This is a genomic window from Psychrobacter sp. ER1 (assembly GCF_048631835.1).
Lineage (GTDB): Bacteria > Pseudomonadota > Gammaproteobacteria > Pseudomonadales > Moraxellaceae > Psychrobacter.
On the sequence record NZ_CP184640.1, the window covers coordinates 1,504,547 to 1,525,831 of the forward strand.

General features: G+C 49.6%; 18 protein-coding genes. All 18 read left to right on the forward strand.

Going from position 1 to position 21,285, the window contains the following annotated elements:
* Positions 1-24: 24 nt before the first annotated feature.
* Positions 25-225: an Ig-like domain-containing protein gene (locus ACOBWA_RS06885; RefSeq protein ID WP_420230614.1), complete on the forward strand. Its 201-nt coding sequence runs from the start codon at positions 25-27 to the stop codon at positions 223-225.
* Positions 218-628 carry an Ig-like domain-containing protein gene (locus ACOBWA_RS06890; RefSeq protein ID WP_420230615.1) on the forward strand — a complete coding sequence of 137 codons (411 nt, stop codon included), beginning with the start codon at positions 218-220 and terminating at the stop codon, positions 626-628. The genes ACOBWA_RS06885 and ACOBWA_RS06890 overlap by 8 nt, the downstream gene beginning before the upstream one ends.
* Complete coding sequence (locus ACOBWA_RS06895; RefSeq protein WP_420230616.1) at positions 588-2,003, forward strand: tandem-95 repeat protein; 1,416 nt, start codon at positions 588-590, stop codon at positions 2,001-2,003. Before ACOBWA_RS06890 ends, ACOBWA_RS06895 begins: the two co-directional genes overlap by 41 nt.
* Positions 2,004-2,136: 133 nt before the next feature.
* Complete coding sequence (locus tag ACOBWA_RS06900; RefSeq protein ID WP_420230617.1) at positions 2,137-2,490, forward strand: hypothetical protein; 354 nt, start codon at positions 2,137-2,139, stop codon at positions 2,488-2,490.
* Positions 2,433-3,338 (forward strand): tandem-95 repeat protein, encoded by a 906-nt coding sequence (locus ACOBWA_RS06905; RefSeq protein WP_420230618.1) that lies wholly within the window; start codon positions 2,433-2,435, stop codon positions 3,336-3,338. The genes ACOBWA_RS06900 and ACOBWA_RS06905 overlap by 58 nt, the downstream gene beginning before the upstream one ends.
* Complete coding sequence (locus ACOBWA_RS06910) at positions 3,298-3,777, forward strand: Ig-like domain-containing protein (RefSeq protein ID WP_420230619.1); 480 nt, start codon at positions 3,298-3,300, stop codon at positions 3,775-3,777. Before ACOBWA_RS06905 ends, ACOBWA_RS06910 begins: the two co-directional genes overlap by 41 nt.
* Positions 3,774-4,148, forward strand: coding sequence for an Ig-like domain-containing protein (locus tag ACOBWA_RS06915; protein WP_420230620.1), 375 nt, complete (start codon positions 3,774-3,776; stop codon positions 4,146-4,148). The genes ACOBWA_RS06910 and ACOBWA_RS06915 overlap by 4 nt, the downstream gene beginning before the upstream one ends.
* Positions 4,149-4,168: 20 nt before the next feature.
* Entirely contained in the window at positions 4,169-5,488 is a 1,320-nt protein-coding gene (locus tag ACOBWA_RS06920; protein ID WP_420230621.1) for a tandem-95 repeat protein, read from the forward strand.
* Between the two features lie 34 nt (positions 5,489-5,522).
* The gene (locus ACOBWA_RS06925) at positions 5,523-8,351 is read left to right on the forward strand and encodes a tandem-95 repeat protein (protein ID WP_420230622.1); all 2,829 of its coding nucleotides are present in this window, start codon (positions 5,523-5,525) and stop codon (positions 8,349-8,351) included.
* A complete protein-coding gene (locus tag ACOBWA_RS06930) occupies positions 8,275-11,271 on the forward strand; it encodes a tandem-95 repeat protein (RefSeq protein ID WP_420230623.1) in 2,997 nt (998 codons plus the stop codon). The genes ACOBWA_RS06925 and ACOBWA_RS06930 overlap by 77 nt, the downstream gene beginning before the upstream one ends.
* A 31-nt stretch (positions 11,272-11,302) precedes the next feature.
* Positions 11,303-11,572, forward strand: coding sequence for a VCBS domain-containing protein (locus ACOBWA_RS06935; RefSeq protein WP_420230738.1), 270 nt, complete (start codon positions 11,303-11,305; stop codon positions 11,570-11,572).
* A gap of 8 nt (positions 11,573-11,580) precedes the next feature.
* Positions 11,581-13,086: an Ig-like domain-containing protein gene (locus tag ACOBWA_RS06940; protein ID WP_420230624.1), complete on the forward strand. Its 1,506-nt coding sequence runs from the start codon at positions 11,581-11,583 to the stop codon at positions 13,084-13,086.
* Positions 13,087-13,141: 55 nt separating this feature from the next.
* Complete coding sequence (locus ACOBWA_RS06945; protein WP_420230625.1) at positions 13,142-13,477, forward strand: hypothetical protein; 336 nt, start codon at positions 13,142-13,144, stop codon at positions 13,475-13,477.
* Positions 13,478-13,497: 20 nt separating this feature from the next.
* Positions 13,498-14,073 (forward strand): hypothetical protein, encoded by a 576-nt coding sequence (locus ACOBWA_RS06950; RefSeq protein ID WP_420230626.1) that lies wholly within the window; start codon positions 13,498-13,500, stop codon positions 14,071-14,073.
* A 612-nt stretch (positions 14,074-14,685) separates the two neighbouring features.
* Positions 14,686-15,072 (forward strand): hypothetical protein, encoded by a 387-nt coding sequence (locus tag ACOBWA_RS06955; protein WP_420230627.1) that lies wholly within the window; start codon positions 14,686-14,688, stop codon positions 15,070-15,072.
* Entirely contained in the window at positions 15,020-17,953 is a 2,934-nt protein-coding gene (locus tag ACOBWA_RS06960; protein ID WP_420230628.1) for a hypothetical protein, read from the forward strand. Before ACOBWA_RS06955 ends, ACOBWA_RS06960 begins: the two co-directional genes overlap by 53 nt.
* On the forward strand, positions 17,925-20,519 hold the full coding sequence (locus ACOBWA_RS06965) for a calcium-binding protein (protein WP_420230629.1): 2,595 nt from the start codon (positions 17,925-17,927) through the stop codon (positions 20,517-20,519). Before ACOBWA_RS06960 ends, ACOBWA_RS06965 begins: the two co-directional genes overlap by 29 nt.
* Positions 20,520-20,888: 369 nt before the next feature.
* A complete protein-coding gene (locus tag ACOBWA_RS06970; RefSeq protein WP_420230630.1) occupies positions 20,889-21,146 on the forward strand; it encodes a hypothetical protein in 258 nt (85 codons plus the stop codon).
* Positions 21,147-21,285 lie beyond the last annotated feature (139 nt).

Sequence of the window (21,285 nt, forward strand, 5' to 3'; positions counted from 1 at the left end):
GGCCTAGACTCAGCGTCTGCCACCGTGACGGTCAACGTCACTGACGTGAATACCCCGCCAACGGCTGACGATCAAAGTCTGACGACCGATGAAGACACCGCGGTGTCTGTGCCGCTCATAGGCGCTGACATCGATGGCACGGTTGTGAGTGTCACCGTATTGCAAGTACCGCCTGCCAATCAAGGGGGTACTGAGCTATACCCGTGCAGGTGGACAAGTGGTTGAGATTACCCCAAATACCACCCTAAGTGCAGCGGAAGCTGAGACGGTTACCTTTACCCCAGCACCTGACTTTAATGGTGCGGTTAGTGACATCCAATTCAGCACTACCGACGATGATGGCGCCATATCAGCGCCAGCCACCGTTGAGATTACAGTCAATGATGTGAATGATGCCCCTGTGGCAACCGATGGCGCTATCAGCACCGCAGAAGGTACAGCTATCGCCGTCCCGCTGATTGCCAGCGACATCGATGGCGTGGTGGCGAGTATCACCATCACTACCTTGCCAGACCCTGCTCAAGGCGTCCTAAGTTACACCAATGCGGCAGGGGACAGTGTGCCTGTCGTTGCCGGCACCCCGCTGAGTGCTGCTGAAGCGGCCACCGTCCCTCTTTACCCCAACTGAGAATTTCAATGGTGCGGTAGAGGCCATTGACTTTATCGCCACAGACGATGATGGCCTAGACTCAGCGTCTGCCACCGTGACGGTCAACGTCACTGACGTGAATACCCCGCCAACGGCTGACGATCAAAGTCTGACGACCGATGAAGACACCGCGGTGTCTGTGCCGCTCATAGGCGCTGACATCGATGGCACGGTTGTGAGTGTCACCGTATTGCAAGTACCGCCTGCCAATCAAGGGGTACTGAGCTATGAAGATAATGGACAAACGGTTGAACTCACGCCAGGTACCGTATTAACCGCTGACCAAATCACCAGTGTTATGTTCACTCCTGCGCCGAACTTCAACGGACGAGTCAGCAACATCCAATTCAGCACCACCGACGATGATGGTGCCATATCAGCGCCAGCCACCGTTGAGATTACAGTCAATGATGTGAATGATGCCCCTGTGGCAACCGATGGCGCTATCAGCACCCCAGAAGGTACAGCTATCGCCGTCCCGCTGATTGCCAGCGACATCGATGGCGTGGTGGCGAGTATCACCATCACTACCTTGCCAGACCCTGCTCAAGGCGTCCTAAGTTACACCAATGCGGCAGGGGACAGTGTGCCTGTCGTTGCCGGCACCCCGCTGAGTGCTGCTGAAGCGGCCACCGTCCTCTTTACCCCAACTGAGAATTTCAATGGTGCGGTAGAGGCCATTGACTTTATCGCCACAGACGATGATGGCCTAGACTCAGCGTCTGCCACCGTGACGGTCAACGTCACTGACGTGAATACCCCGCCAACGGCTGACGATCAAAGTCTGACGACCGATGAAGACACCGCGGTGTCTGTGCCGCTCATAGGCGCTGACATCGATGGCACGGTTGTGAGTGTCACCGTATTGCAAGTACCGCCTGCCAATCAAGGGGTACTGAGCTATACCCGTGCAGGTGGACAAGTGGTTGAGATTACCCCAAATACCACCCTAAGTGCAGCGGAAGCTGAGACGGTTACCTTTACCCCAGCACCTGACTTTAATGGTGCGGTTAGTGACATCCAATTCAGCACTACCGACGATGATGGCGCCATATCAGCGCCAGCCACCGTTGAGATTACAGTCAATGATGTGAATGATGCCCCTGTGGCAACCGATGGTGCTATCAGCACCGCAGAAGGTACAGCTATCGCCGTCCCGCTGATTGCCAGCGACATCGATGGCGTGGTGGCGAGTATCACCATCACTACCTTGCCAGACCCTGCTCAAGGCGTCCTAAGTTACACCAATGCGGCAGGGGACAGTGTGCCTGTCGTTGCCGGCACCCCGCTGAGTGCTGCTGAAGCGGCCACCGTGCGCTTTGCACCCCAACTGAGAATTTCAATGGTGCGGTAGAGGCCATTGACTTTATCGCCACAGACGATGATGGCCTAGACTCAGCGTCTGCCACCGTGACGGTCAACGTCACTGACGTGAACACCCGCCAACGGCTGACGATCAAAGTCTGACGACCGATGAAGACACCGCGGTGTCTGTGCCGCTCATAGGCGCTGACATCGATGGCACGGTTGTGAGTGTCACCGTATTGCAAGTACCGCCTGCCAATCAAGGGGTACTGAGCTATACCCGTGCAGGTGGACAAGTGGTTGAGATTACCCCAAATACCACCCTAAGTGCAGCGGAAGCTGAGACGGTTACCTTTACCCCAGCACCTGACTTTAATGGTGCGGTTAGTGACATCCAATTCAGCACCACCGACGATGATGGCGCCATATCAGCGCCAGCCACCGTTGAGATTACAGTCAATGATGTGAATGATGCCCTGTGGCAACCGATGGCGCTATCAGCACCGCAGAAGGTACAGCTATCGCCGTCCCGCTGATTGCCAGTGACATCGATGGCGTGGTGGCGAGTATCACCATCACTACCTTGCCAGACCCTGCTCAAGGCGTCCTAAGTTACACCAATGCGGCAGGGGACAGTGTGCCTGTCGTTGCCGGCACCCCGCTGAGTGCTGCTGAAGCGGCCACCGTCCTCTTTACCCCAACTGAGAATTTCAATGGTGCGGTAGAGGCCATTGACTTTATCGCCACAGACGATGATGGCCTAGACTCAGCGTCTGCCACCGTGACGGTCAACGTCACTGACGTGAATACCCCGCCAACGGCTGACGATCAAAGTCTGACGACCGATGAAGACACCGCGGTGTCTGTGCCGCTCATAGGCGCTGACATCGATGGCACGGTTGTGAGTGTCACCGTATTGCAAGTACCGCCTGCCAATCAAGGGGTACTGAGCTATACCCGTGCAGGTGGACAAGTGGTTGAGATTACCCCAAATACCACCCTAAGTGCAGCGGAAGCTGAGACGGTTACCTTTACCCCAGCACCTGACTTTAATGGTGCGGTTAGTGACATCCAATTCAGCACTACCGACGATGATGGCGCCATATCAGCGCCAGCCACCGTTGAGATTACAGTCAATGATGTGAATGATGCCCCTGTGGCAACCGATGGCGCTATCAGCACCGCAGAAGGTACAGCTATCGCCGTCCCGCTGATTGCCAGCGACATCGATGGCGTGGTGGCGAGTATCACCATCACTACCTTGCCAGACCCTGCTCAAGGCGTCCTAAGTTACACCAATGCGGCAGGGGACAGTGTGCCTGTCGTTGCCGGCACCCCGCTGAGTGCTGCTGGAAGCGGCCACCGTCCTCTTTACCCCAACTGAGAATTTCAATGGTGCGGTAGAGGCCATTGACTTTATCGCCACAGACGATGATGGCCTAGACTCAGCGTCTGCCACCGTGACGGTCAACGTCACTGACGTGAATACCCCGCCAACGGCTGACGATCAAAGTCTGACGACCGATGAAGACACCGCGGTGTCTGTGCCGCTCATAGGCGCTGACATCGATGGCACGGTTGTGAGTGTCACCGTATTGCAAGTACCGCCTGCCAATCAAGGGGTACTGAGCTATACCCGTGCAGGTGGACAAGTGGTTGAGATTACCCCAAATACCACCCTAAGTGCAGCGGAAGCTGAGACGGTTACCTTTACCCCAGCACCTGACTTTAATGGTGCGGTTAGTGACATCAATTCAGCACTACCGACGATGATGGCGCCATATCAGCGCCAGCCACCGTTGAGATTACAGTCAATGATGTGAATGATGCCCCTGTGGCAACCGATGGCGCTATCAGCACCGCAGAAGGTACAGCTATCGCCGTCCCGCTGATTGCCAGCGACATCGATGGCGTGGTGGCGAGTATCACCATCACTACCTTGCCAGACCCTGCTCAAGGCGTCCTAAGTTACACCAATGCGGCAGGGGACAGTGTGCCTGTCGTTGCCGGCACCCCGCTGAGTGCTGCTGAAGCGGCCACCGTCCTCTTTACCCCAACTGAGAATTTCAATGGTGCGGTAGAGGCCATTGACTTTATCGCCACAGACGATGATGGCCTAGACTCAGCGTCTGCCACCGTGACGGTCAACGTCACTGACGTGAATACCCGCCAACGGCTGACGATCAAAGTCTGACGACCGATGAAGACACCGCGGTGTCTGTGCCGCTCATAGGCGCTGACATCGATGGCACGGTTGTGAGTGTCACCGTATTGCAAGTACCGCCTGCCAATCAAGGGGTACTGAGCTATGAAGATAATGGACAAACGGTTGAACTCACGCCAGGTACCGTATTAACCGCTGACCAAATCACCAGTGTTATGTTCACTCCTGCGCCGAACTTCAACGGACGAGTCAGCAACATCCAATTCAGCACCACCGACGATGATGGTGCCATATCAGCGCCAGCCACCGTTGAGATTACAGTCAATGATGTGAATGATGCCCCTGTGGCAACCGATGGCGCTATCAGCACCCCAGAAGGTACAGCTATCGCCGTCCCGCTGATTGCCAGCGACATCGATGGCGTGGTGGCGAGTATCACCATCACTACCTTGCCAGACCCTGCTCAAGGCGTCCTAAGTTACACCAATGCGGCAGGGGACAGTGTGCCTGTCGTTGCCGGCACCCCGCTGAGTGCTGCTGAAGCGGCCACCGTCCTCTTTACCCCAACTGAGAATTTCAATGGTGCGGTAGAGGCCATTGACTTTATCGCCACAGACGATGATGGCCTAGACTCAGCGTCTGCCACCGTGACGGTCAACGTCACTGACGTGAATACCCCGCCAACGGCTGACGATCAAAGTCTGACGACCGATGAAGACACCGCGGTGTCTGTGCCGCTCATAGGCGCTGACATCGATGGCACGGTTGTGAGTGTCACCGTATTGCAAGTACCGCCCGCCAATCAAGGGGTACTGAGCTATACCCGTGCAGGTGGACAAGTGGTTGAGATTACCCCAAATACCACCCTAAGTGCAGCGGAAGCTGAGACGGTTACCTTTACCCCAGCACCTGACTTTAATGGTGCGGTTAGTGACATCAATTCCAGCACTACCGACGATGATGGCGCCATATCAGCGCCAGCCACCGTTGAGATTACAGTCAATGATGTGAATGATGCCCCTGTGGCAACCGATGGCGCTATCAGCACCGCAGAAGGTACAGCTATCGCCGTCCCGCTGATTGCCAGCGACATCGATGGCGTGGTGGCGAGTATCACCATCACTACCTTGCCAGACCCTGCTCAAGGCGTCCTAAGTTACACCAATGCGGCAGGGGACAGTGTGCCTGTCGTTGCCGGCACCCCGCTGAGTGCTGCTGAAGCGGCCACCGTCCTCTTTACCCCAACTGAGAATTTCAATGGTGCGGTAGAGGCCATTGACTTTATCGCCACAGACGATGATGGCCTAGACTCAGCGTCTGCCACCGTGACGGTCAACGTCACTGACGTGAATACCCCCGCCAACGGCTGACGATCAAAGTCTGACGACCGATGAAGACACCGCGGTGTCTGTGCCGCTCATAGGCGCTGACATCGATGGCACGGTTGTGAGTGTCACCGTATTGCAAGTACCGCCTGCCAATCAAGGGGTACTGAGCTATACCCGTGCAGGTGGACAAGTGGTTGAGATTACCCCAAATACCACCCTAAGTGCAGCGGAAGCTGAGACGGTTACCTTTACCCCAGCACCTGACTTTAATGGTGCGGTTAGTGACATCCAATTCAGCACTACCGACGATGATGGCGCCATATCAGCGCCAGCCACCGTTGAGATTACAGTCAATGATGTGAATGATGCCCCTGTGGCAACCGATGGCGCTATCAGCACCGCAGAAGGTACAGCTATCGCCGTCCCGCTGATTGCCAGCGACATCGATGGCGTGGTGGCGAGTATCACCATCACTACCTTGCCAGACCCTGCTCAAGGCGTCCTAAGTTACACCAATGCGGCAGGGGACAGTGTGCCTGTCGTTGCCGGCACCCCGCTGAGTGCTGCTGAAGCGGCCACCGTCCTCTTTACCCCAACTGAGAATTTCAATGGTGCGGTAGAGGCCATTGACTTTATCGCCACAGACGATGATGGCCTAGACTCAGCGTCTGCCACCGTGACGGTCAACGTCACTGACGTGAATACCCCGCCAACGGCTGACGATCAAAGTCTGACGACCGATGAAGACACCGCGGTGTCTGTGCCGCTCATAGGCGCTGACATCGATGGCACGGTTGTGAGTGTCACCGTATTGCAAGTACCGCCTGCCAATCAAGGGGTACTGAGCTATGAAGATAATGGACAAACGGTTGAACTCACGCCAGGTACCGTATTAACCGCTGACCAAATCACCAGTGTTATGTTCACTCCTGCGCCGAACTTCAACGGACGAGTCAGCAACATCCAATTCAGCACCACCGACGATGATGGCGCCATATCAGCGCCTGCCACCGTTGAGATTACAGTCAATGATGTGAATGATGCCCCTGTGGCAACCGATGGCGCTATCAGCACCGCAGAAGGTACAGCTATCGCCGTCCCGCTGATTGCCAGTGACATCGATGGCGTGGTGGCGAGTATCACCATCACTACCTTGCCAGATGCTGCCCAAGGCGTCCTAAGTTACACCAATGCGGCAGGGGACAGTGTGCCTGTCGTTGCCGGCACCCCGCTGAGTGCTGCTGAGGCGGCCACCGTCCTCTTTACCCCAACTGAGAATTTCAATGGTGCGGTAGAGGCCATTGACTTTATCGCCACAGACGATGATGGCCTAGACTCAGCGTCTGCCACCGTGACGGTCAACGTCACTGACGTGAATACCCCGCCAACGGCTGACGATCAAAGTCTGACGACCGATGAAGACACCGCGGTGTCTGTGCCGCTCATAGGCGCTGACATCGATGGCACGGTTGTGAGTGTCACCGTATTGCAAGTACCGCCTGCCAATCAAGGGGTACTGAGCTATACCCGTGCAGGTGGACAAGTGGTTGAGATTACCCCAAATACCACCCTAAGTGCAGCGGAAGCTGAGACGGTTACCTTTACCCCAGCACCTGACTTTAATGGTGCGGTTAGTGACATCCAATTCAGCACTACCGACGATGATGGCGCCATATCAGCGCCAGCCACCGTTGAGATTACAGTCAATGATGTGAATGATGCCCCTGTGGCAACCGATGGCGCTATCAGCACCGCAGAAGGTACAGCTATCGCCGTCCCGCTGATTGCCAGCGACATCGATGGCGTGGTGGCGAGTATCACCATCACTACCTTGCCAGACCCTGCTCAAGGCGTCCTAAGTTACACCAATGCGGCAGGGGACAGTGTGCCTGTCGTTGCCGGCACCCCGCTGAGTGCTGCTGAAGCGGCCACCGTCCTCTTTACCCCAACTGAGAATTTCAATGGTGCGGTAGAGGCCATTGACTTTATCGCCACAGACGATGATGGCCTAGACTCAGCGTCTGCCACCGTGACGGTCAACGTCACTGACGTGAATACCCCGCCAACGGCTGACGATCAAAGTCTGACGACCGATGAAGACACCGCGGTGTCTGTGCCGCTCATAGGCGCTGACATCGATGGCACGGTTGTGAGTGTCACCGTATTGCAAGTACCGCCTGCCAATCAAGGGGTACTGAGCTATGAAGATAATGGACAAACGGTTGAACTCACGCCAGGTACCGTATTAACCGCTGACCAAATCACCAGTGTTATGTTCACTCCTGCGCCGAACTTCAACGGACGAGTCAGCAACATCCAATTCAGCACCACCGACGATGATGGTGCCATATCAGCGCCAGCCACCGTTGAGATTACAGTCAATGATGTGAATGATGCCCCTGTGGCAACCGATGGCGCTATCAGCACCCCAGAAGGTACAGCTATCGCCGTCCCGCTGATTGCCAGCGACATCGATGGCGTGGTGGCGAGTATCACCATCACTACCTTGCCAGACCCTGCTCAAGGCGTCCTAAGTTACACCAATGCGGCAGGGGACAGTGTGCCTGTCGTTGCCGGCACCCCGCTGAGTGCTGCTGAAGCGGCCACCGTCCTCTTTACCCCAACTGAGAATTTCAATGGTGCGGTAGAGGCCATTGACTTTATCGCCACAGACGATGATGGCCTAGACTCAGCGTCTGCCACGGTGACGGTCAACGTCACTGACGTGAATACCCCGCCAACGGCTGACGATCAAAGTCTGACGACCGATGAAGACACCGCGGTGTCTGTGCCGCTCATAGGCGCTGACATCGATGGCACGGTTGTGAGTGTCACCGTATTGCAAGTACCGCCTGCCAATCAAGGGGGTACTGAGCTATACCCGTGCAGGTGGACAAGTGGTTGAGATTACCCCAAATACCACCCTAAGTGCAGCGGAAGCTGAGACGGTTACCTTTACCCCAGCACCTGACTTTAATGGTGCGGTTAGTGACATCCAATTCAGCACTACCGACGATGATGGCGCCATATCAGCGCCAGCCACCGTTGAGATTACAGTCAATGATGTGAATGATGCCCCTGTGGCAACCGATGGCGCTATCAGCACCGCAGAAGGTACAGCTATCGCCGTCCCGCTGATTGCCAGCGACATCGATGGCGTGGTGGCGAGTATCACCATCACTACCTTGCCAGACCCTGCTCAAGGCGTCCTAAGTTACACCAATGCGGCAGGGGACAGTGTGCCTGTCGTTGCCGGCACCCCGCTGAGTGCTGCTGAAGCGGCCACCGTCCTCTTTACCCCAACTGAGAATTTCAATGGTGCGGTAGAGGCCATTGACTTTATCGCCACAGACGATGATGGCCTAGACTCAGCGTCTGCCACCGTGACGGTCAACGTCACTGACGTGAATACCCCGCCAACGGCTGACGATCAAAGTCTGACGACCGATGAAGACACCGCGGTGTCTGTGCCGCTCATAGGCGCTGACATCGATGGCACGGTTGTGAGTGTCACCGTATTGCAAGTACCGCCTGCCAATCAAGGGGTACTGAGCTATGAAGATAATGGACAAACGGTTGAACTCACGCCAGGTACCGTATTAACCGCTGACCAAATCACCAGTGTTATGTTCACTCCTGCGCCGAACTTCAACGGACGAGTCAGCAACATCCAATTCAGCACCACCGACGATGATGGTGCCATATCAGCGCCAGCCACCGTTGAGATTACAGTCAATGATGTGAATGATGCCCCTGTGGCAACCGATGGCGCTATCAGCACCCCAGAAGGTACAGCTATCGCCGTCCCGCTGATTGCCAGCGACATCGATGGCGTGGTGGCGAGTATCACCATCACTACCTTGCCAGACCCTGCTCAAGGCGTCCTAAGTTACACCAATGCGGCAGGGGACAGTGTGCCTGTCGTTGCCGGCACCCCGCTGAGTGCTGCTGAAGCGGCCACCGTCCTCTTTACCCCAACTGAGAATTTCAATGGTGCGGTAGAGGCCATTGACTTTATCGCCACAGACGATGATGGCCTAGACTCAGCGTCTGCCACCGTGACGGTCAACGTCACTGACGTGAATACCCCGCCAACGGCTGACGATCAAAGTCTGACGACCGATGAAGACACCGCGGTGTCTGTGCCGCTCATAGGCGCTGACATCGATGGCACGGTTGTGAGTGTCACCGTATTGCAAGTACCGCCTGCCAATCAAGGGGTACTGAGCTATGAAGATAATGGACAAACGGTTGAACTCACGCCAGGTACCGTATTAACCGCTGACCAAATCACCAGTGTTATGTTCACTCCTGCGCCGAACTTCAACGGACGAGTCAGCAACATCCAATTCAGCACCACCGACGATGATGGCGCCATATCAGCGCCTGCCACCGTTGAGATTACAGTCAATGATGTGAATGATGCCCCTGTGGCAACCGATGGCGCTATCAGCACCGCAGAAGGTACAGCTATCGCCGTCCCGCTGATTGCCAGTGACATCGATGGCGTGGTGGCGAGTATCACCATCACTACCTTGCCAGATGCTGCCCAAGGCGTCCTAAGTTACACCAATGCGGCAGGGGACAGTGTGCCTGTCGTTGCCGGCACCCCGCTGAGTGCTGCTGAAGCGGCCACCGTGCGCTTTACCCCAACTGAGAATTTCAATGGTGCGGTAGAGGCCATTGACTTTATCGCCACAGACGATGATGGCCTAGACTCAGCGTCTGCCACCGTGACGGTCAACGTCACTGACGTGAATACCCCGCCAACGGCTGACGATCAAAGTCTGACGACCGATGAAGACACCGCGGTGTCTGTGCCGCTCATAGGCGCTGACATCGATGGCACGGTTGTGAGTGTCACCGTATTGCAAGTACCGCCTGCCAATCAAGGGGTACTGAGCTATACCCGTGCAGGTGGGCAAGTGGTTGAGCTTACCCCAAATACCACCCTAAGTGCAGCGGAAGCTGAGACGGTTACCTTTACCCCAGCACCTAATTTCAATGGTGCGGTTAGTGATATCCAATTCACCACTACCGACGATGATGGTGCCATATCAGCGCCTGCCACCGTTGAGATTACCGTAACTCCTGTTGTTGACATCACTTATGTTGTTATTAAGGGAGACGAAAATGTTATTGAAGGTGAAGAGGCTGAATACACAGTCAAGTTTTTAGATGAAAGCGGCAACCCTGTCATCGTCACCCAAGACACCAATGTCACCGTCACCTTTAACAATGGCAGTACCCAAGACGCCGACACCGACTATAACAACGCCCAAACCATCACGGTCACCATACCCGCGGGACAATCGAGCGCCGCGCTTGACGTTGATACCATCGATGACTATCTTGCCGATGATGGCGAAAACTACAGCCTCACCATCACCAGTGTTGGCGCCAACGAATTTGAAGCGGTTGACTTTAGTAACGAAACCACGAACACCGTCACCACCACCATCGACAGCAACAATGCAGGCGACAGCGCGAATGAAGGTGGACTTGATAGCAATGATATTGTGTATGTCAAACTAACCGGCGATGACAGCCAAATAGAAGCAGACGATGCTGTACTGACCCATACCTTATCGCTTGTGGATGCTGACGGTCAGCCTGTCGAATTACCTGTAGGTGGCAGTGTGGTGGTTAATTTATCTTATCTTAACGATGAGACCACTGCGGCTGATTTTGATGCGAGTAGCAAGCTGACTACGGTGACGTTTAATGCCAGCACTGGTAATCAAATCATTCTGACCAATACGGTATTAAATGATCAATTAAAAAGAAGGTGTCGAGAATTATCAGCTAGCAATAAGCTCTGTTGATGGTACCAATAGTGGCTTTGAGTCTGTCAAAATTGATACCGAAAACAGTGTCACAGGAGAGGTTGTCGATGACGTTGATCTCAAACCTGATGTCAATACCGTACAAGAAGATGGTGTTTTAACCGCAACTGGCAATGTACTAGCCAATGATGAAATCGGTACCGAAACATCCGTCAGTTTACAGAGTCAACCTAGCGATGCAAATGATTATGGTGCGCTGACGCTAAATAATGACGGCTCGTACACCTATGTTCTAAATAATGACAGTTCTACAGTACAAGCCCTTGCCAGAGGGAGGTAGTTGAACAATTGTTTACTTATAAGGTGGGAGAGGTTACTCAAACCCTAACCATCACTGTAACTGGTACCAACGATGCGCCAACATTGGATGTCTCTGGTAACAGTAGTGCCACTGTCAATTATGCAACGGCTTACCAAGAGGGCGGTGTTCCCGTTGCTATCAGTGATAGTAGCGCTATTGCCGACATTGATAATAACGATACGATTAGCAGTGCACTTATTGTATTAACCAACTCACAAACAGGCGATTTAATTGCCATTGATGATGGTGATCTACCAGCAGGTATTTCAGCTACCCTGTTAGGAAATAGCCGAATTGAGTTGAGTGGGAATGCAAGCTTAGCTGACTACCAGTCTGCTATTGATGCCATCACTTTTGGCAATACCTCTGCCACACCTAACGAAATAGACCGTATCATTGAAGTGACAGTCACTGATATAAATAATGCTAATAGTAATACAACGACGACGGTTATCAGTGTGGATGCGACGCCACAAGCAGTTGATGATATTGCTCAGGTTACTGAAGGCGGTAAAACCATATCGTCGAATACCACTTCTCTAAACTTATTAACCAACGATGATTTGGGTACGCCAAATACAACCATTACGTCATTCACATATTTAGATGAAAATGGCGATAGTCAAACAGTAACAATAGGCTCTGCAGTCGATACTCAATATGGTTCATTAACTATTAACGCAAATGGCACGTGGACATACACATCGGATGATACATCGGACAATATGGATGGCATTATCGATAGTATCTCTTATACGATTACAGACGCCGATGGTGATACCAGTACCGCTGATTTTAATATCACAGTGGATGACACGCAGCCCACGGCACTTATTCCTGAAGTTACGCTGAATGAAGATGATCTAACTGGCGGTACCGATACGGCGCCTGATGCGCTACGAACGACGCGTAACCTTGGTATCACTAAGGCTGCAGATGACATCAGCGATGTGGTATTCACTGGTGTTACCACAGCAGGGCTAGAGGCCTTAGCGCTTGAGTCCAATGGTGAGCCGTTGACTTACCAGGTGAGCAATGGCGGTCATACAGTGGTTGCTAGTAGTGCCACAGGTAATAGTGTGTTTACCATGACTTTGACCAGTCCCACGGATAGCACTGGAGATACGCAAGCATTTGTATTTGAGCTACAAGGTCAGCTAGACCATACCGATGGCTTTGATGAAATAACCTTGCCTATCAAATATGAACTTCAAGATACAGATAGCACTAGTGTGCAACAATTTAATGTCTTTATCAAAGATGATGATGTTGAGGCTAAAGATGATACACCTGTAAGTGTGGTGGAAGGCTCGTACATTGATGGTGATGATAGTACATTGCTTACGGGTAATGTGATTGATAACGATAAAGGTGCAGATGCGGATTTAAAAATCAATACCTTTACTTATTTAGATAAAGATGGAAATACGGTTGAAGATTCTACCGAGTTTGGGGTGAGTCTAGAAACGCCCAACAGGTACTCTAACGGTTAATGAAGATGGCAGTTGGACGTTTGCCGCTAATAAAGCGATTGATAATCGTAACCCTGTGCCTAACCTACAAGACGACGGCTCATTTAGTTACACACTAATCGACGCCGATGGTGACGTATCGAGCACTGCTAGGCAGCCTATAAGCGTGACAGACACAGCACCGGTTATCGAAAGCGATGAAAGCGTCATCTTAAAAGAAGACGAATTGTTCCCTAATTCTGGTACGGCTAGCACTTATGTGGTCAAAGTCGATTCCGCATTTACGGTCACTGGCAATGAGGATAATATCTCTGATATTTACTTTACCATGGGTGATGGCGATCCAATAAACGGCCGTTTCAGAGCAGTGGGCTACCGCTTTATTACCGCTATGCTGAGGTCGATGGCGTAATAGATTATAGTACCCTATATGTGTCGACTACCCAGCGCGGCGAACTGGTTGCGGATACCGTTGATAACCCTAATAACAATGTCATATTTAAAGTGGAAATCAATCCTGAGGGCTTGCCTTATACCAGTGCAGATGCCCTGACTTATACCGCCACCCTCTATGATACGATCAGGCACGACAATATCGATGCCGATAATGACGGTAGATTGGACAATATTATATTTGATCTCGATTACGCGGTTGTCGATGAAGATGGCTCGATAACTGAAGATCAATTCGATGTCGAAGTGGAAAATAGACTATTTAATAAAGATCTTGATTTCACTATCAATGAAGGGGATTTTGGGGACATCACTGGGGATGAAAACCTTGCCCCAAATGGTAAAGATGCCTTATTAATCAATGCTGCTGAAAATTTCGATGGCGGTGTGGTTACCATATTGAATTATGATTTATCGTCATCGAGAGTTTTGCAAAGTGGCGATTTGATTTATATTGATGTCAATGGTAATGCAAGTGATGCCAATGGTTTGTATACGGCTGAAAACCCAGCCGTCGTCGGTGAGTTTGAGAAATATTGGCAATGGACAAATTGAGTTTAATCCAGAAGAGAACTATTCTTCTATCGCGACGCCAAATAACCGATTAGATTTACCAAATATACCTAACAGTTATGAGCAGACTCCTAATGAGTTTAACGATTTTTATAGTGTGATGTTTAACATTCGTGTGCAAGACGGGGGCAAACTCTAACCAGTAGAATCAATATCGAAGTAGACCCTGTTGCTGATGCGCCTATTATCGTTATCGACGCGGCTGAAGTTGATATCGTTGATGGTGTTTATACAAACGATGTTAAAGAAGATTCATCGACTCAGCTTGGCTTTATAGCACCAATCATTGGTGATAATGGCGGTGAGGCCAGTACGGATTTAAGTATCTATGATGATCCAGTTTATGGTGATGATTATGTTAATGGCACTAAGAGCGAGAATGATGACAATACAAACGGTGGATCTGTTGATCGTAGCGAACGTTTTGGGGCGATTACATTAAGCGGATTTCCTGATGGTGCCCAGCTATATTATATTGATGGCAATGGTGTTCAGCAGATCATTATTGACCGAACAGGAGATGATGGTACGGTTACGATTAAACTCACCGATGGCACTCATATTGCCGATAGTGAGTTTACATATGATGTTAAAATGGACACTGCTGACTTTGAATCATTAGTCGTCTCTCCTTCAGTTCAAGATGCCACTAACTTTACAGTAACCATGAGTGTCACTGAGTATGAAGTTGATGAAAAGGGCATCCCTTATCCGCTAGAGCCTAATGACTCCAGTAGTGCTGATCCTGATGGTAGCTTGATAGGAGAAACCACATCAGTAGATATACTCATCAATGTGCAAGCGGTGACAGATGCATCGATTATTGATTTAGCAGAGCCTAATCCTAATAGGCCACTCCCGCCTGGTACTACTTCTATCACTCTATCAGACGACCCCAACAATGGCATTGATAAAAACGATACGATCAATGCGGTTATCGACGAAAGACAGCAGTCTAGATTTGCAGTCTATATTGAATGAAACATTTATAGATACCGATGGCTCAGAGGAGTATTGGTATTCTATTGAAGGGTTCGTTGATGCGCTAAATGGTCAGGTGGTGACGATCAATGGTAACAGCTATACCATAGCTGATGGCACAGTCACTCTTCCAAAAGCGCGAGTGACGGCTAGTGATTTGGACCCAAGCTTTACGTTTACGCCTCCGAAAGATTTTGCGGGTGTGATTAATGCAACACTTACGCTAAATACGCAAGACACCGATGCTGATTCTGTAGGTATCGACCCTGCCATTCAGACCGCCTCTGTGCAATTGAATATAACAGTCAATCCCATCATCGATGTGACAGCAGTGAATCCACAGGCGGGGGCTGAGGATACAGCGATTGCATTATTTACAACAAATGCTGTTGGCGATTCAGTCTTTATCATTACTGATCAAGATGGTAGTGAGACCTTGTCAATAGTGGGTATCTTGAAAGATCAAATTGATGATTTGATTACTGCAGGTGCCGAAATTTCTCTAAATGGTACGCCTATCACAACGGCAGATCTGACAGATGAAGAGCCTTATTACGGTTTTGATGTCACTGATTTGGATGGCTATACTATTACGCCGCCAGCGCATAGTAGTACTGATATCAGCTTAACCTATTTTGTAGAGACTACTGATGGTTCAGTCGATAGTGATAACCCTATTACTGAAAATGAAACCTTTGATGTCACTATTAAGGTCACTCCAGTGGCTGAGAGGGCTGATATCGATAGCGATGGTGACAATAGCAATGATGTCACTCTCAACCCAGACCATACCTATAGCGCACTAGTATTTGAAGACGGAGATGCAGACGGTATTAGCAGTACAGCCCCTGTTTGGTACGATCTATCGACTGATCCGAGTGATACCAACTTTGATTTACTTGATGGTTGGTCAAATGAAGATGATACCAACGACAACAACAACATTTATACCAAGTCAGAAGAGACCTTTGCCCGTCTGATCGTCCAGATTAGAGATGAGAACGGTGACTGGGTCAACGCTGCCGGGGCTCAATTCCGTTATGACAGTGCCGGTGAGACGCAGACTGTCACAGCAGGTAAAAATGGTGTAGACGTACCAGTGGCTGGGCTTAGCAGCTTGGCATTTATTCCGCCTAATAATTATTCAGGCGAACTACGTATTCAAGAGCAAGCGGTCACCATCGACTATGATGAAGATGATGATACCGCAACAGATAAAGTCGTATCTGGCGAGTCTTTTCTTTACCTAACTGTGACGCCTGTTGCTGATGATGTACTGCTTAGCGTGCAACCTGCTAAAGGAGAGGAAGATGCAGGTAGATCTAATGGCAATCCAACCGATGAAGACAGCTATACACCAGATGACACTATTGACAACCCTGAGGGAGGCATTGCGCTTAAGATAAAGGCACAGTCCAAAGATAAAGACGGTTCTGAAACCTTTAATGTCACTATTGATGCGATACCGGATGGTGCCTACCTTTATGTGTGGGATGCTGATAATGGCGCAAATGGTGGCTATGTCTTGATTGACCAAAACTATGGTGCAGTCAATGATGTTACCACAGTAGATAATGCTGATGATACATGGTCGGTCACGTTGACTGATTATCAAAGTGATAAAGTACCATCGTTTATACCGCCACTGAATAGTAATGATAACTATACGCTACAAGTCACTGGTGTATCAGTAGATGGCACGGACACCAGTGAGCCTAGTGCGTCATTGGCATTGCCTATCAAGATTGACACGATTGCGGATAAAATCCTCAATGACGAATTGAATAAAGCTACCTTTGATTATGGTGGGCAAACCTCTGATAACTACGCGGTTATCCTTGAAGAAAGCGCATTGGATGCCGCTAACAGTGAGATAGCCTTTAGGTCTATTTTTAAGACGCCAGAAGATATCCGATCTTACGATGATGATGGATCTGAAATCGTGACCTACGTCATTACTGGTCTCGATGACAGGTTTGCGATGCAGGGAGCAGATGTAACCTTTATCGGTGGTGAAGGCACTGCTAGGCAGTGGGTTGTGACTGATGAAGCGATTAATAATGGCGAGATAATACTCAAAACCGCAGACAACTTCGCAGGCGAGATTAACTTTAATATCAAAGGCGTCAGTACGGAGAAAACAGGAGGTAGTGAGGCAAGTCAAAACCTCCAGCCTGTGCAAATTTTTGTTAAGCCGGATGCGCTTGATAATGATGTGGTTAATCCTACTGCTGAGCAGAATGAAAACGATTCTGTCACGTTAGACTTTGAGCGCGCCTTTAGACGTACGGATAATCCAGATGATTGGACATCAGGCGTTGAAGAGCTAAAGAGTGTGGCTATTAGCGTCACTGACCTTGAGGCACTAGGCGTTCAGCTCACTGACGGTGTGGGTGTCAATAGCGTTGTTATCACCAGTGCTGACGCTGATTCTGAAGGGTTTTATACCATCAAGCGTGATTCAGAGGGTGCGTTTAACGCCAGTATCAAGGCTACTGCAGCTGAGCCTGCCAGTGCTGAACCTGATTTTGTCAATCATCAATCAGGCAATAATGTCTATCAATTTGGCATTAAATATACAGTGACCGATACCGTTAGAGCTATGAATAATGAGACGGCAGATATCGTCTATCAGACGACATCAACCCGTGAGACGGACTTCGTTGTAGATGTCCTTCCTACTACTGATCTGCCATCATTGGTCAATCTTGCTGAGATTAAGACTTCAGAGACTATTGATATCGATAACGCCGATGCGGCTGATGATGAGGTGATTAAAACGGTCACTCTCACCTCACCAGACCTAGATGGTTCAGAGGTGTTTACACGAGTGCAAGTAGACGGTGTGCCTGATGGTATTTTTGGTACAAGTGGATGCTAGTGGTGATGGCACCTTCGTTGATGCGGTCAAAGCAGGTGATACTTGGTATGTCGACTTTGCCGATGAAACCATAGATACTTCTATTACGGCGAGTGTGGACATCAAGTTCAGTGTAAAAGCAGGATATGACGTAGATAATGCAGATGGCTTGACTATCACCGTAACTGCCTATAACCAAGATGCACCTGACGTTGAGAAATCAGCTGACGCAACCTTTGAGTTGACGCTTGTTACGGGTACGGACGGTGGTGGAGAGGTGCCTCCTGAGTTGGTAGCCGATCTCATCGTGCAGCCGATAACTTTGACTGAGGATGGAGCCGGTCAATCTTTAGATAGCTTTATCACTGGCACACTTAATCAGGTGGCTTATGACAACCAAACGTCTGCACCGATATCATTCACCATTGCTAACTTGCCTGATGATGTGGTGTTACAAGCGTCTAACGGGGTCTCGTTATCCAAACAAGGCAATACATGGTTGATCAGTGGCAATGTAACCAGTGATAGTGATAGTGATAGTGATAGTGATATTGCTGATTTACTGTCTAATATTAGTATTGTTCCCACCAGTGATTACAGTACAAACAACCAAAGTGAGGCAGTTGCTTTAGATATCTCATTTACAGCGACTGACAGTAATGGTGACTCTGAGACTGTGACAGCAGACGATCCAGCGTTTCCAATAGGTGATCCAGACACTAATGACAGCACATTGATTGTGCTGCCCATTACCGATTACTTCGATTTCCATGAAAACGATCCTACAGCAGCACAGAATGACGATAATATCGTGATAGCAGAAGATGAGACTAGGACATTAACCTTAGATCTGACCAAAACTGCTGATGTAGGTAATGTCGAAATTATTGGTGGTAATGTCTATCTTCAGTTCGCTGACAATGCTTCCGTTAATGGTACGCTTGAGGACTCTAACGGCGTGCCTTTAGCTACAGTCTCTAATCCTGCAGGATTGCCTATAGGAGAGTATTTTGTGTTGCCAGTAGGCGCAAACAATCCTACGTCTGCTAACTTCAATTTCATTCCTGAACGGAACGAAGATGGCGCGACTGTGATTGAGGCGTATGTAGTGCATAAGGAAACGACAGATATCCCAGATCATGACACAACCACGCTAGTATCACGCAAAGACTTTGAAGTCACTGTGGAAAAAGGCGCAGATCCTTTGCTGTTCGTCGTCAATGAGGCCGCGTCAAACTTAACTGTAGATGAAGATCAGGGCGAGATCGGTGACACTACTGACGTCAATGTCGTTAGTATTGTGTATGACACCGTACAAACTGATGAAGATGAAGGTGATAACGATCAGCCTGCTTCCTTCATAATCAACAATATCAATGATGACTTTACCGTGTACTATGTCAATGATAGCCAAGATATTGTTATAGCCAATAAAACAGGGACAGGGTCGTGGAGCTTGCCAAGTACCGAGACAAATCCGACGCCCGAGATATTTATCCAAGCACCAGAGAATTATAGTGGTACGAGTAGCGCAGTTATTTCAGTATTAAGTACAGACGGCCTACAGGGTGACACCACGACCGTAGATCTAGTATTTAACCCAATAGCTGATGGTGTTGAGTTAACCCCGCAAAACTCAGCTGGCAAGGCCTATACATGGGTCGAGTTAAATACCAATGCTAAGATGGAAGACACCGATGGCAATGACACTGGTGAAGGAGGCAGTGAGACATTAACATTGACGATTACTCCTGAAGATGGCAAACCCTTCGACGAGTCCATGCTATTTAGGATTGGCGACACAGGAGAGGTCATCGGCTTACGTAATGCCGATAACGATGGCGATGAGGTATCTGTTGAATTTGTAGCGGGTAGCTATGTATTAAGTGGCGTGCCTAGCAGTAGTATTAACGATATACAGATTCTGTATCAATCGTATAACGGCACTATCACTTATACAGGCAAAACTGTCGAGACCTCAGACCCTGATCAAGTCTTCTCTAGCGAAGAGATCAAAACTGCGGATCTGAACCTGAGTGAGTCTGTCGCTATCGAAACAGGGGAGCAGAACGACACTATCACCACCACAAATAGTAGCACTACTGTAAACTCTGGTGCAGGCGATGATAGCATCACTGGCGGCGCTGGTGATGACTTCCTCGATGGCGGTACTGGTGTCAATACACTAATAGGCGGCGCTGGCAATGATACGCTAGTATTCTCTGCTATCAATGCCTTGATGGATGGTGGTGATGGTATTGATACTCTACTGATCAATGTGGATAATACCACTATCGACTTTGGTGACTTTGATAGTAGCGTGATTAATAACATGGAAATAATTGACATGACTGGGAATGGTGCGCAGTCATTGATTAATCTCAGTACTAGTGACGTCATCGCCATGACCGACAGCAATAATGAGCTATTTATTAACGGTGATAATGGTAATAATGGTGATGAGGTATCTTTGACCGCAGATTTTGTGGCGCAGCAAGTGTCTGATCAAGCAGACTACACTCAGTATCAAAGCACCATAGATCCAGCAGTTAACTTATATATCCATAATGACATCACCATACTATAAGTAGGTTAGTTGCTTTGCTATTCACTCGTAATACAACAAAAAGCCATAATTTATTATGGCTTTTTGTCGTTTAGTGACTGTAAGGCTTATAGGTTAACTAGTGCACCCTCAGTAATATTAATAACATCGCCTAGTAAAACTGAATTTCGTACACTTGTATAGGACTTACTCTCTTAAGAAAGTGTTAGCAGCTTGCAAAGGCGTCTGAGAGAAGAGTGTGCTTCTTTTAAAGCGTTGCCATTGGAAGTTCGAAAAAAGTTAGCTTATAAATACTTAATAGAGCAAAGGTTATCAGCTACAGATACGGCATTCTTACTGGGTTATCATTCTAATAGTCAGTTTTTTGGTGCTTTTAAGAGTTAGTTTGGGATGACGCCAAATAGTTCGGCAGATTATGGCCTACACTGGGAATTGCCTACCAACTGGCAACAAGCAGACTTTGATGACTCTAGTTGGCCGAATGCCACCACCTATAGTAACCAAACCATTGGGGTAGACAACAAATCAGCTTATACCAATTTCATAGATGTTTTTGATAATGAAAAAGCAGATGCTGAATTCATTTGGTCAACCAATGTCGTACTCGATAATGAAGTTATCGTACGCTATACAGTCAATGGATTATAGAATTTTATTTAGATTGGTCAGCCTTTATGAAAGCTACTCGGTAATAAAGTTTTAGCTATTAAACGCCTATGTTAATAACATTGTCTAGTAAAACTGAACTTTATGTCTGAGTACTTTATACTTGTAGCTAATAGTGATC

Excerpts from the sequence above, each read along its gene's own strand:
- ACOBWA_RS06955 (WP_420230627.1), top strand. The coding sequence starts at position 14,686 with ATGGACACTGCTGACTTTGAATCATTAGTCGTCTCTCCTTCAGTTCAA.
- ACOBWA_RS06960 (WP_420230628.1), top strand. The coding sequence starts at position 15,020 with ATGCGGTTATCGACGAAAGACAGCAGTCTAGATTTGCAGTCTATATTG.
- ACOBWA_RS06965 (WP_420230629.1), top strand. The coding sequence starts at position 17,925 with ATGGTATTTTTGGTACAAGTGGATGCTAGTGGTGATGGCACCTTCGTT.
- ACOBWA_RS06970 (WP_420230630.1), top strand. The coding sequence starts at position 20,889 with ATGACGCCAAATAGTTCGGCAGATTATGGCCTACACTGGGAATTGCCT.